12 protein-coding genes and 1 pseudogene are annotated in these 11,989 nt (G+C 63.8%); 3 read left to right on the top strand and 10 right to left on the bottom strand.

The genetic code is table 11. From position 1 onward, the window contains the following. Positions 1–341 (top strand): annotated as a pseudogene (locus ACFDTG_RS06435) (metal-binding protein); the annotation flags it as partial. Here the strand turns inward: ACFDTG_RS06435 and lexA are convergent. The 10 genes from lexA to ACFDTG_RS06385 all read right to left on the bottom strand — a co-directional run bounded on the left by lexA (position 335) and on the right by ACFDTG_RS06385 (position 10,584). Then, on the bottom strand, positions 335–1,024 hold the full coding sequence (lexA, locus tag ACFDTG_RS06430; protein ID WP_375290188.1) for a transcriptional repressor LexA: 690 nt from the start codon (positions 1,022–1,024) through the stop codon (positions 335–337). The pseudogene ACFDTG_RS06435 and the gene lexA overlap by 7 nt on opposite strands. Positions 1,025–1,110: 86 nt before the next feature. Further along, a complete protein-coding gene (locus tag ACFDTG_RS06425; RefSeq protein WP_375290187.1) occupies positions 1,111–2,295 on the bottom strand; it encodes a molybdopterin molybdotransferase MoeA in 1,185 nt (394 codons plus the stop codon). Continuing rightward, positions 2,292–2,768: a cyclic pyranopterin monophosphate synthase MoaC gene (gene moaC / locus ACFDTG_RS06420; RefSeq protein ID WP_375290186.1), complete on the bottom strand. Its 477-nt coding sequence runs from the start codon at positions 2,766–2,768 to the stop codon at positions 2,292–2,294. Before moaC ends, ACFDTG_RS06425 begins: the two co-directional genes overlap by 4 nt. A gap of 174 nt (positions 2,769–2,942) precedes the next feature. Continuing rightward, positions 2,943–3,728, bottom strand: coding sequence for an indole-3-glycerol phosphate synthase TrpC (gene trpC, locus ACFDTG_RS06415; RefSeq protein WP_375290185.1), 786 nt, complete (start codon positions 3,726–3,728; stop codon positions 2,943–2,945). Further along, entirely contained in the window at positions 3,725–4,717 is a 993-nt protein-coding gene (gene trpD / locus ACFDTG_RS06410) for an anthranilate phosphoribosyltransferase (protein ID WP_375290184.1), read from the bottom strand. The genes trpC and trpD overlap by 4 nt, the downstream gene beginning before the upstream one ends. Beyond that, positions 4,714–5,316, bottom strand: coding sequence for an anthranilate synthase component II (locus ACFDTG_RS06405; RefSeq protein ID WP_375290183.1), 603 nt, complete (start codon positions 5,314–5,316; stop codon positions 4,714–4,716). The genes trpD and ACFDTG_RS06405 overlap by 4 nt, the downstream gene beginning before the upstream one ends. Continuing rightward, on the bottom strand, positions 5,313–6,278 hold the full coding sequence (gene pip, locus ACFDTG_RS06400) for a prolyl aminopeptidase (protein WP_375290193.1): 966 nt from the start codon (positions 6,276–6,278) through the stop codon (positions 5,313–5,315). The genes ACFDTG_RS06405 and pip overlap by 4 nt, the downstream gene beginning before the upstream one ends. Next, on the bottom strand, positions 6,271–7,110 hold the full coding sequence (locus ACFDTG_RS06395) for a phosphodiester glycosidase family protein (RefSeq protein ID WP_375290182.1): 840 nt from the start codon (positions 7,108–7,110) through the stop codon (positions 6,271–6,273). The genes pip and ACFDTG_RS06395 overlap by 8 nt, the downstream gene beginning before the upstream one ends. Continuing rightward, on the bottom strand, positions 7,107–8,621 hold the full coding sequence (gene trpE / locus ACFDTG_RS06390) for an anthranilate synthase component I (protein ID WP_375290181.1): 1,515 nt from the start codon (positions 8,619–8,621) through the stop codon (positions 7,107–7,109). Before trpE ends, ACFDTG_RS06395 begins: the two co-directional genes overlap by 4 nt. A 22-nt stretch (positions 8,622–8,643) precedes the next feature. Next, positions 8,644–10,584 carry a SurA N-terminal domain-containing protein gene (locus tag ACFDTG_RS06385; RefSeq protein WP_375290180.1) on the bottom strand — a complete coding sequence of 647 codons (1,941 nt, stop codon included), beginning with the start codon at positions 10,582–10,584 and terminating at the stop codon, positions 8,644–8,646. A 183-nt stretch (positions 10,585–10,767) separates the two neighbouring features. Here ACFDTG_RS06385 and tpiA point away from each other — a divergent pair, with 183 nt between their 5' ends. After that, on the top strand, positions 10,768–11,529 hold the full coding sequence (gene tpiA / locus ACFDTG_RS06380) for a triose-phosphate isomerase (protein WP_375290179.1): 762 nt from the start codon (positions 10,768–10,770) through the stop codon (positions 11,527–11,529). 63 nt (positions 11,530–11,592) lie between these two features. Continuing rightward, a complete protein-coding gene (gene secG, locus ACFDTG_RS06375) occupies positions 11,593–11,955 on the top strand; it encodes a preprotein translocase subunit SecG (RefSeq protein ID WP_375290178.1) in 363 nt (120 codons plus the stop codon). Positions 11,956–11,989: the final 34 nt, after the last annotated feature.

The raw sequence follows: 11,989 nt of genomic DNA, 5'->3' as shown, positions 1-11,989 counted from the left end.
ATGCTACATGCAGCGCCGATTTCTGCGCCGTCCGCATCGAGAGGGGAGAGCGCGAATGGCAACTCCTCGTGGCGCGGAGCAAGCACTACGTCGAGGCGAGGCAATTGATCGAGGCCTGCGCGCGCGCCGACATCGTGATCGCAGCCCGCAGTATGCCCTGGAGCTGCCGCCCCCGCTGGCTCAAGGCCGACCGCCGATATCTCGCCGAGCAGGGCGGCCTTGCCCTGTTCCTCGACAAGACACCCACACTGCAGGCGGTCGCCGATAGCCAGGGTGACCATGGCTGGTGGCACGGGCGGGGCTCCACCCGCGCGCCCTCAGCCTACCAACCCAATCAGTGATAGCGGCGCAAAAGTCCCGCCAGTTTTCCCTGAACGGCCACCTGAGCCGGTTCATAAAGCTGTGCTTCATAGGCACCATTGGCAGGATCGAGGCAGATCTTGCCATTCACCCGGCGCAGATATTTCAGGGTCGCTTCCTCATTGTCGACCAGAGCCACGACGATTTCGCCGTCGCGCGCCGTGTCGGTACGACGAACCAGCGCGTAATCGCCATCGAAAATCCCGGCTTCGATCATGGAATCGCCTGAAACCTCTAGCGCGTAGTGTTCGCCAGGGCCGAGCAAGGCTGCCGGAACTTGCAGGCTCGATTGACCCTCCAGCGCTTCGATCGGGGCGCCAGCCGCAATCCGACCGTGAAGCGGGATGTCCAGCACGTCGTTGGCGGGCGCCGGCGCGCCGACGCGTGACGGTTTTGCAGGCGCACGATCGTTGGCGGCGACCGGCGCGCTACGGCTCGTCAAGACCGCCTCCTCCGGAGTCTTGATCACTTCCAGTGCACGCGCGCGATTGGCCAGCCTGCGAATAAAGCCGCGCTCCTCAAGCGCGGAAATCAGGCGATGGACGCCGGACTTGCTCTTGAGATCAAGCGCTTCCTTCATCTCCTCGAACGATGGGGATATCCCGGTCTGCTCAAGGCGGACTTGAATAAACCGGAGTAATTCGTGCTGTTTGGCCGTCAGCATTGGGTACGCTCCTGCGTTACGAAGAGATCTTCCCGCAAAAGGAAGGTGAACGAACGAGGAACAAGTAGGCAACTAAGGACGCAACGTCAAGTCAGTCCGCCGTTTTCGAGCCAATAGCAACTCACCATGGATCCTGCCGGTGCCTCCGGAGCGGCTGCGGGTCGGTCAATGAGAAGGTCGGCTTGCGCCAGAGCCTTAAGGGCGCTGCTGTCTCTTTGCGGCAGCGGCCTGGCCCAGCCATCGACGAAGGTAGAGCGCCAAAATTCCCTTCGGTCTCCCCCTACCGGCAGGCTATCCGACACCGGGAGCGTGATGGCCGCAGGCACGGATCTGACCGCCCCCTGTAGCGCCCTGACGAGAGGGAGCACAAACAGGAAAGCGGTCACATAGGCCGAGACTGGATTACCCGGGAGGCCAATAACGATCCGCTTTCCAAGCCTTGCGACCATCAGCGGCTTGCCCGGCCTTATCGCCACGCGCCAGAACGTGATGTCCGCTCCGCAATCCTCTAGCGCGCCATAGACGTGATCGTGTGCGCCAACCGATGCGCCTGCCGTGGTGACGATGACATCGGCATTCCCGGCTGCTTCGACAGCCTCGGTCAATTCTTTGCGCGCATCCGGAAGAGGGCCGATAACGTCTGCATCGGCGCTTGCCGCCCGGACCATCGCGGCAACCATCGCTCCGTTGGAGGACGGTAATTTGTCGGGCGGACAGGTTTCGGGGTTCGCCACGAGCTCATCACCGCATTCGATGATTGCAACGCGCGGGCGGCGGGCAACAGGTACAAGGCCGTGGCCACCGGAACGGGCGAGGGCGATCTGGGCGGGGCTCAGGCGAGTTCCGGCTGCAAGCAGCAACTCGCCTTCCGAAAAATCGAAGCCGCGTCGGCGGATGTGCTTGTTTTCTCGCGGCGGTGAGGCCGTCAACGTCTCGCCAGCCACCTCGCCCTCCTCGACGATGACGATCCCGTCCGTCCCACCGGGGCAGCGGGCGCCGGTGGAAATGCGAACCGCCTGTCCCGGAGAAAGCTCGCCATCAAACTCATGGCCGGCGCGCGCTTCCCCGACCAGGGCCCAGGGGCCGGGGCCCGAGACCGCGAAACCGTCCATCGCGGAGAGATCGGCATAGGGTTGGGTCCGGAAGGCACGAAGGTCGGCAGCCAGCCATCGTCCTCCAGCATCGTCTATCCGGATGTCCTCGGGGGCAAGCGGATCCGCCAGGTTAAACAGGCGCTCCCAGGCCTCTTCAAGCGGAATAGGGGCGCTCATTCCGCGGCGCGCCAGTCGCCCGACTTGCCGCCCGATTTCGCGAGCAGCCGCACGCTTTCGATGATCATGCCCTTGTCCAGCGCTTTGCCCATATCGTACAGAGTGAGCAGGGCGATCGATACTGCCGTCATCGCTTCCATTTCCACGCCGGTGCGTCCGTTGAACGACGCCGTGGACGTCACCCGGATGCCGTTTTTTTCTTTCGCGAATTCAACCGAAACGGCATCCAGTGCCAGGGGGTGGCAAAGCGGGATGAGTTCGCCCGTTTTCTTCGCTGCCATGATGCCTGCGATACGTGCGGTGGCCAGCGCATCGCCCTTGGGCCCGGTTCCATCCCACATCGCGACCAGCGCATCTCCGCTCATCCGGATGCAGCCCGTGGCCGTGGCCGTTCGCGCGGTTCCTGTTTTGCCTCCTACATCGACCATGCGCGCCGCGCCGGATTCATCCAGATGTGTCAGTCGGTTATCCAAGGCTCGCGTCCTTGTCGGGCGAGACCTGGACCGCTTGGACCACGGCCCAGGCAGAAGAATACTGGTATCGAGCGAGAGCGACGCGGGGCGCCTGCGTCGGCGTGGGCGAGTCGGATTTTAGAGGGCATGACATCCACTTTGCATGGCACAAACCGCGCCATGTAGGACAGAACTTTAGCCGTTCAGCAACCTGCGGGTCGCCGCCTCGACATCGTCCTCTCGCATAAGGCTCTCGCCAACAAGGAAGCTCCGCACCCCGGACCGCGCCAGGCGTTCGCAATCCGCATGGCTGGCAATTCCGCTCTCGCCCACCAGCAGCGCGCCTTCGGGCGCGAGGGCAGCGAGACGTTCGGTAGTGGCAAGATCGGTCGTAAAAGTCTTCAGATCGCGGTTGTTGACCCCGATCAGACGGGAGGAGAGGCGCACCGCTCGCTCCATTTCGGCTTCGTCGTGGACTTCAACCAGCACGTCCATGCCCCGCTCCATGGCCGCCGCTTCGATCTCCGCCATCTGCTGATCATCCAGCGCCGCGACGATGATGAGGATGGCATCGGCCCCGATCGCGCGCGATTCGGCCACCTGCCAAGGATCGACCATGAAATCCTTGCGCAGGACGGGAAGGGCGCAACTTGCCCGGGCGTCCATCAGAAAGTCCTCATGCCCCTGGAAGAAACGCGCATCGGTCAGCACCGAAAGGCAAGCCGCGCCCCCCCGGGCATAATCCATTGCGTGCTGGTGCGGGCGGAAGTCCGCGCGGATCAGACCCTTGGACGGGGATGCCTTTTTGATTTCTGCGATCAGGCCGAAGCCGTCCTGCGACTTCGCGGCGAGGGCATTGCGAAACCCGCGCGGTGCCTCGGCGAGCCGGGCGCGGCGATCGAGGTCGTCCAGGGTGGCAAGCCCCTTTCGCGCAGACACTTCCTCGCGTTTGAAGGCGCAGATTTCCTCCAGCTTGTTCATCGGGCCATCGCAATCCAGTTAGCCAGAAGCTGCCGCGCGCGCCCGCTGTCGAGGGCATCGCCGGCCATATCCGCACCTTCCGCCCAGTCCGCCGTCTTACCCGCCACAATCAGCGTTGCCGCTGCGTTGAACAGCACCGCATCCCGATAGGGGCCGGGCGTGCCGAGCAGGAGGGCTTCAAGCGCGCGGGCGTTATGCGCTGCATCTCCGCCCCGGATCGCCTCGATCGGGGCATGGCCCAGCCCGGCGGCGCTCGCATCGACGCGCCGCATCGCGAAATCGTGCTCCTCCACCGCCGCCACTTCATTGCCCCCGGCCAAGCTCAGTTCGTCCAGCCCCTCGTCGCCGGAAACGATGAACGTGCGCGTGGTGCCCAGGCTCGCCAAGGCCTTGGCATAGATAGGAACATAAGCAGGGCGCGCGATACCGATAAGTTGCCTTGAAACACGCGCGGGGTTCGAAAGCGGACCCATCAAGTTGAAGATCGTTCGGATGCCCAATTTCTGGCGGATGGGCTGTATGCGCGCCATCGCAGGATGGTGGTTTTTCGCGAAAAGGAAGCAGATGCCGAGTTCCGTGAGCGTCTGTTCGGCGGTGCGCCCGGCGGCGTCCATATCCAGCCCGAGTTGTTCCAGCGTGTCTGCGGCGCCGGCCTTGCTGCTGGCGGCCCGGTTGCCGTGCTTGGCCACTGGAACGCCGCAGGCCGCTACCACCAAACTCACGGCCGTGGAGACGTTGAGCGTATGGTGCCCGTCCCCGCCGGTGCCGCAGCAATCGACGGCGTCGGTCGGCGCGGCGATCGGAAGCAACCGCGCCCGCAGCGCGCGCGCCGCCCCGGCGATTTCTTCCGCTGTCTCTCCGCGACTGGAGAGGTCGGTCAGAAACCGGGCAATATCATCCTCAGCGGCGTCACCGTCGAGAATCCATCCGAAAACCTCACGCGCCTCGTCCTTGTCTAGGCGCGCTTCGGCTGTGGGGAGTTTCCTCATGCCGACACCGCCTCGACTTCGATGCCGCAGATGGCCAGAAAATTGGCGAGGAGATCGTGTCCGTGTTCCGTTGCGATGCTTTCCGGGTGAAACTGCACGCCATGGATGGGCAGCTCGGCGTGGCGGAAGCCCATGACGGCCGTGCCGTCGAGCCCCGGGGTCTCGCTGGTGGCGTTGATCTGGAGGCTCCCCGGAACGTCCTCGACGATCAGCGAGTGATACCGCGTCGCGGTGAACGGCGAGGGTAGGCCAGCGAACACGCCCGACCCGTCATGCGTGACCGGCGAAGTCTTGCCGTGCATCAGCCCGCCGCGCACCACGCGGCCGCCGAAATGCTGGCCGATGGCCTGATGACCGAGGCAGACGCCGAGCAGGGGCTTGCCCGCATCGGCGCAGGCAGAGACCAGATCGAGGCTGATCCCTGCATCATTGGGGGTGCAGGGGCCGGGGGAGATGAGAAAACCCGCCGCATTCGCTCGCAGAGCGTCGGCAGCGCTCAGCGCGTCGTTGCGCTCCACGCGAACCTCGGCGCCCAGCTCCATCAGGTAATGGACCAGGTTGAAGGTAAAGCTGTCGTAATTGTCGATGACCAGGATCATGCCGGTGGCTTGCCTGCCAGCTTGTCGGTCGCGCGAACCAGACCGTCGATGATGCCAGATTCGCCTGCGCTGTGCCCCGCGTCGTGGACGATCCACAGTTCCGCTTCGGGCCATGCCTTCTTCAGCTCCCATGCCGATGTCGGCGGGGTGCAGATATCATGCCGGCCCTGAACGATGATCCCGGGAATGTCGCGTATCTTGGCGACGTCCCTGAGCAATTGCGCTTCTTCCAGGAAGAAATCTTCCAGGAAGAATTTGGCGCAGATGCGCGCGAAGGGCACCGCTTTGCCCGGATCGCCGAAGCTGTCCATCAGAGCGGGATCGGGCAGCAGTGTGGCAACGCTGCCTTCCCATAGCGACCATTCGCGTGCAGCCGATAGACGGACCTGTTCGTTATCGCTGGTGAGACGATCGTAATAGGCCTGTACGAGATTGCCCCGCTCGTCTTCGGGAATGAGGCCGGTGAAATCGTCCCACTGCTCGGCCATGATCTCGCTCGCACCATAGGTGTAGAGCCAATCCTTTTCTTTCTGCCGCGCCAGGAAAACCCCGCGCAGAACCAGTTCGGTCACGCGTTCGGGATATCTCTGCGCATAGGCAAGCGCGAGCGTCGATCCCCAGCTTCCGCCGAAGGCCTGCCATGCGTCGTGCCCGCACATTTTGCGCAGCTTTTCGATATCTTCCACGATGCGCCAGGTGTCGTTGTGCTCTATCTCGGCGAAGGGCGTCGACTTGCCGCAGCCGCGCTGGTCGAAAAGCAGCACATCGTAGAGGTCCGGGTCCCACTGGCGGCGATGATTAGGGCTCATTCCGCCGCCCGGACCGCCATGCAGGAACACCGCCGGCTTCGCGCCGCGCGTGCCGACCCGTTCGTAATAGAGCGAATGGCCCTCGCCAACCTCGTACATGCCGGCCTCGTATGGCTCGATTTCCGGGTAGAGAGAGCGGTGGGCGTCATTCATCATCGGGCACCTTACGTTCGACGACCAGGATCGGCCCGATCGGGGCGCCGGTGTCCAGCCGTTCGGTAGTGGGATTCCAAAGCTCAGATACGTTGCCGTCCAGGTAGAGCGCGTTGTCGATCTTCAATTCGTCGCGGTAGAAGCGCGCCAGCTTGCCGAAGCTGAGCGGCGCGTTGGAGATGACGAAGTGAGCCCGGCCCTTGTCGTCAACTCCCACCCCATTGCGGATGGCCTTCGACGGGCCATCTTGCGTGATGTCCGGATGCAGTTTTCCATCGATGACGAGCATCGGGCCGGACTGTGTGCCGAAGTCAGGGCGGTCCTGGACGTTCGCCAGAAAATCCTCGGTGCTGCGCACTTCCCAGCGGTCGCCCGTGCCGAAGAACACGCCGTTGGGCTTCATGTGAAAATTGCCCTCGCCGTCGTTGGTATTGAGCGTCTGGAGGCGATTACCATCTTCGACGAAATAGCCGATGGGGGCGCCGTCATCGTCGTACATGCCGGCGTTGACCGCAAAGGCTATATCGCCTTTCTCGCGGGTGGCAGCAAAGGCTGAGAGGCTTCGGAAAATCTTGCCTTCACCATCGGCGAGCGCCGTCGCGATGCGGTGCCGCGTGGGGACGGCGATGCAATCGGTAAGCGATGTGTTCTCGAAAATGATTGATCGGCAGGCGCTTTCCACTGCGCTGCCGACCATCGCGCCGGGGGAAGGTGCGGGGGACGCAGGTCCGGTGGCTCCGACTTCCACGCGTGCCACGGCCTCTCCCGCAGGCTCCGGCTGACACCCGGTAAGCACGGCGAAACCTGTCAGGATCGCGAAGAAGGGCTTCATTGACCGTACCCCGTTTCGCCAGCGAGACGGAATGCCTCAGCGGCCGCTGCGCGCAACGCTCCTGCCTTCGCCTCGCATTCCTTGCGTTCGGACTCCGGGTCGCTGTCGGCGACGATGCCCGCTCCGGCTTGCACATGCATTATACCATCCTTCACCACTGCCGTGCGGAGCACGATGCAGCTATCGATCGAGCCATCGGGCGCAAAATAGCCCACGCCACCGGCATAGGCGCCGCGTGCCTCCGGCTCCAGTTCTGCGATGATCTGGCACGCGCGGATTTTGGGCGCGCCGCTCACGGTGCCGGCTGGGAATCCGGCAAAAAGCGCATCGACGGCATCGCGGCTTGGGTCGAGCTTGCCCACGACCTGGCTAACAATATGCATGACATGGCTGTATCGTTCGATGGTGAAGCTGTCAGTCACCGAAACGCTGCCCCGAGCCGCAACCCGGCCGACATCGTTGCGGCCCAGGTCGAGCAGCATCAGATGTTCAGCGCATTCCTTGGGATCGGCCAGAAGGTCCGTTTCGGCGGCGCGGTCCGCGGACGGAGTGGCACCTCTTGGCCGGGTTCCCGCGATAGGTCGAACGGTGACTTCGCCGTCACGCACACGCACCAAAATTTCGGGACTGGAGCCGACGACCGCAAAGTCCGGCAGATCGAGGAAGTAGAGAAACGGGGACGGATTGACCCGGCGCAGCGCACGATAAAGGGATAGCGGGGGCAGGGGGAACGGACACGTGAAGCGCTCAGCCAGCACCACTTGGAAGATGTCCCCTGCCGCGATGTAATCCTTCGCCCTCAGCACCATATCCCGATAGTCGGCGGGGTCGACCTGCGGTGCGAGAAGAGCTTCGGGCGGCTCCTGAGCGAGGCGCGGTTCAGGGGGTAGAGACGCCGTCAGTCGCGAGAGCGCGCTGTCAATCCGTTCGGATGCGGCGGAAATGGCGAGGTCCGCGTCTTCCGCTTTCCAGATCGGCGCGATGCAGAACAGCTCCTCGCCGAGATTGTCGAACACCAGAAGAAGGGTAGGACGAACGAACAGAAGATCGGGCAGGCCGATACCGGGAGCTTGCGGCCGGTCGATATCTTCGACCAGTCCCACGGTTTCATAGGCAAAATAGCCGACCACGCATGCAAGCGCAGGGGGCAGCCCCTCTGGCACGTCGATGCGGCAGGTGGCGAGCAGTTCGCGCAGTTCCGAAAGCGGATCGCCGTCAACGGCCACAAATGCCTCACGATCGGTTTTCCACCGCCTGTTCAGCTCGGTCTGGCCATGAGCGCTTCGCAGCACCAGGTCGGGATCGATGCCCAGCAAACTGTAGCGACCGCGCGACTGCCCGCCTTCCACCGATTCCAGCAGGAAATCGCCGCGGCCAAGCTCGATCAGCCGCAATGCGGCGCCCACCGGAGTTAGCGTGTCCGCCACCACTCGGCGCCACACCAGCGCTGGGTTGCCACTTGCCAGGCATTCTCGCGCCCGCGCCGCGCCCTCCGGCTGCTGATTGCTCATGGAATGGGCCGTCCCGACAGGATCAGTTCTCGCCGGTAAGCTGCCTGCGCACAGCCTCCAACGCCTCGGGATTGCGCGCAACCCCGACAGCCTCGCGCATCGCCAAGACGGCCTGCTGCGCCAGCTCCTGGCTGAAAGCGGTCGAAAGCTCGCTGTTGATCTGCGCCGCGATCGGATCGTTGTTTTCGAGTTTGCCAAGCTCGACCCGGTCGAGATCGACAACATACCAGCCGGCATTCGCGGGCGCTTCGAGACGCTTTGCCGTACCTTGCGCCATGCTGAACAACAGGGCCAGCGGAGGAGGTGTACGTCCCCCCTGTTCCAGAAGCGCCTGGCGCGTCATCGAGACATTCTCAGGAGCGGGAATCGAAACCTTTTCGGCTGCCATCGCGGCTGCAAGAGTCGATCCCTTGCCAACCTTGGCCAGAATACGGTCGGCCGCAGCCTTGGCGCGCTGCGATCCCACCGACTGCCGCCAAACGCTCGTTACATCGTCCCTTATTTCCGCAAGCGGAGCAACGGCAGACGGCGTAATTCTGTTCACCTCGAAGATTACGAAAGACTCCGTGTCCGGAACCTGCGCCACCTGCGGCATCGATTCATCCATCTGGAATGCAGTGGCCAGCACCGGACGCAGATCGTCAGGCACACCCTCCGTCGTACCGGCGGCGTAGGCCCGCCCATCCGCCGTGAGCGGTGCAGTCGACTTGGGCTCTACTCCGATTTCGCGCGCGATTTCGGCCAGCGTCGCACCCCCATCGAGCTCCTCTTCGGCCCGCGCGGCCAGATCGGACAAGACGCGGACGCGGTTTTCGGCGGTCAACGATTCGCGAATGGCCGGCGCTGCGGCGTCACGAGAGATGCCCGCTATCCTTTCGACATTGTCCACCCTTGCGATCTGCCAGCCAAGTGCGCTCCGCGCCGGTGCGGTAAGGCTGCCCTCGGCCGCTTCGAAATAGGCCTTGGCAACCGCTTCCGAGGCACTGTCGACGAGGCTGGCGCGGCCGACATCGGAGAGTTGCGAGGTTCGCAGCCCCGCTGCGCGGGCGGCCGCATCCAGCGATGTGCCCCCTGCGACCTGCTGCACGATTGCATCGGCAGCTTGCTTCGTAGGCACAACCAGCTGGGTGAAGCTTCGCTGCTCCCGGGCGCGATATTGCGCGATGTTTTCCTGATAACGCGCGGTTATTTCCGCTTCGGTCGGCGCAATACGGCCCTGCACCTGGGCCGGTCCGAACAGGGCATATCTCAGAACCCGGCGCTCGGGGCGTATGAATCGCGAGCGTGCCGACTGATAGAATTGGGACAGGGTTGCCGCGTCCGGATCGCCCGTTGGTGCAAAGGCAGCGGATGAGAGCAACCCGATGGAACCGGTCCGCCTTTCCTTGAAAAGACGAGCGTATTGGGTCGTTGCTGCCTGAGGGTAACGCAGGCCAACGGACGAGGAGCCAAGCAACTGCTGGGCCAGAAGGCCGCTGGCGAGATCGTCCCGCACCATGCCATCGGAAATGCCCTGGGCGGCAAGTGCAGCCTTGTAGGCGTCGGCACTGAAATTGCCGTCGGCACCGCGGAAGGCCCCGATCTGGCGAATCTCGCTGTTCACCAGATTGTCGCCGGCGCGCAGGCCCTGAAGGCGCGCATATTCGGAAATGGCCGCCCGATCGATGAGCTGATTTAGAGTCGCCTGCAACCCGCCCTGGGCAATGAAGGCTGGCATGGAAAGCGTGGGATTCTGTTCGCGAGCACGCTCCAGGGCCGCGCTGGCGGCGCGCGCCAGCATGGTTTGGGTAATCTCGGTCTCCCCCACCACCGCGGCGTTTTCCCCGGTTGAGAGGCCCTGTCCGCCCCCGGCGGTGTTGGCGACATCGGCACTGGCAAACGCCAATGCAATCAGGCCGAGAAATACCAGCGTGAGAAGCAATCCCAGCTTGGACTTGAAGATATTACGGAAAAAACTGAGCATGGAAGTTGGCCGGATCGCTTGCGTTGGATCGTGAGGGGGAGTGCAGCCGCGCGCTTTATCGACCCTGTCGCGCGGGCACAACACTCTCTCAAAGGGTTTTGACTGATCGGCTGCTCTCGGCTAGCGAGCCCGACCGGCCGCCATGCTGTTGCGGCGCTACATCCACAAAGGACGGGACAGACTATGGCCGAGAGGCCCTATATCGTGGGTAATTGGAAGATGAACGGCGGGCGGGCGATGCTCTCCGAAGCGCGCGCGATCGACCGCGCCGCGCAGCGCCTGATGAAGGCCGAGGTCGCACTGGCACCGCCTTTCACGCTGATTCACGCGGTTCATAAGGAAGTCGAGCAGATCGGTGTCGGCGCGCAGGATTGCCATGCCAAGCCTGACGGTGCGCATACAGGCGACATCTCGGCGACTATGGCTGCCGATGCGGGCGCCAAATTCGTCATTCTCGGCCACAGCGAGCGCCGCACGGACCACGCGGAAAGCGATGAGCTGATTGCCGCGAAGATGACGGCGGCGCTCGATGCCGGGCTGCGCATCATCCTGTGCTGCGGCGAAAGCCTGGAAACGCGCGACGCCGGCGAGGCAGAAGCGTTCGTTTTGGGTCAGCTTCGCTCCGCGCTCCACCTCGTCGAGGAGCCAGCGGAACGCCTGACGATCGCTTACGAGCCGATCTGGGCGATCGGCACGGGGCGCACCGCCGAGCCCGACGATATAGAGGGAATGCATGGTGCGATCCGCCAGCTTCTAGTGGAAACTTTCGGCGAGGAAACCGCACGGCAGGTTCGCATTCTCTATGGCGGTTCGGTCAAGCCGGAAAACGCCCGCGACATCCTGGCTCTCGAGAATGTCGACGGCGCTCTTGTCGGCGGAGCGAGCCTGTCCGCCGAAAGCTTTCTCGGCATCGTCCACGCCGCAGTCGACGACGATCAGGGTTGACCTTGCCCGCCCGGTGGGCGGCGCTTACATACCCGACGATCCATTCCGAACGGACCCCTACGCATGTTTCTCTTCATCACCGTCATCCAGGCCATCGTCGCCGCCGCTCTGGTCGGCGTCGTCCTCATGCAGCGTTCCGAAGGGGGCGGGCTGGGGATCGGGGGCAGCCCCACCGGCATGTTGAGCGCACGCGGTGCCGCTGACTTCCTGACTCGGGCAACCAAATGGCTCGCGGTGCTTTTCGTGGCCCTTTCGATCATCCTCGCCGCCATGGCAGTGGAAGGTGCCGGCACTGGCGACCTGGAGACGACACTCGACCGCACCGCCGCTCCGGCTGCTCCGGTAGACCCGCTGGCAGCGCCGCCTCCGGCGTCCGCGCCTGAATCGACGACCGCTCCGGCGGAATCGGATCCGCTCGCCAACTGATCCGCCGATTTCTGTGGATCGTGCGTCTTCCCGC

This window comes from Qipengyuania sp., assembly GCF_042095715.1.
GTDB lineage: Bacteria > Pseudomonadota > Alphaproteobacteria > Sphingomonadales > Sphingomonadaceae > Qipengyuania.
The sequence above is the reverse complement of the archived record's forward strand: the minus strand, read 5'-3'. Positions and strand labels throughout refer to the sequence as shown.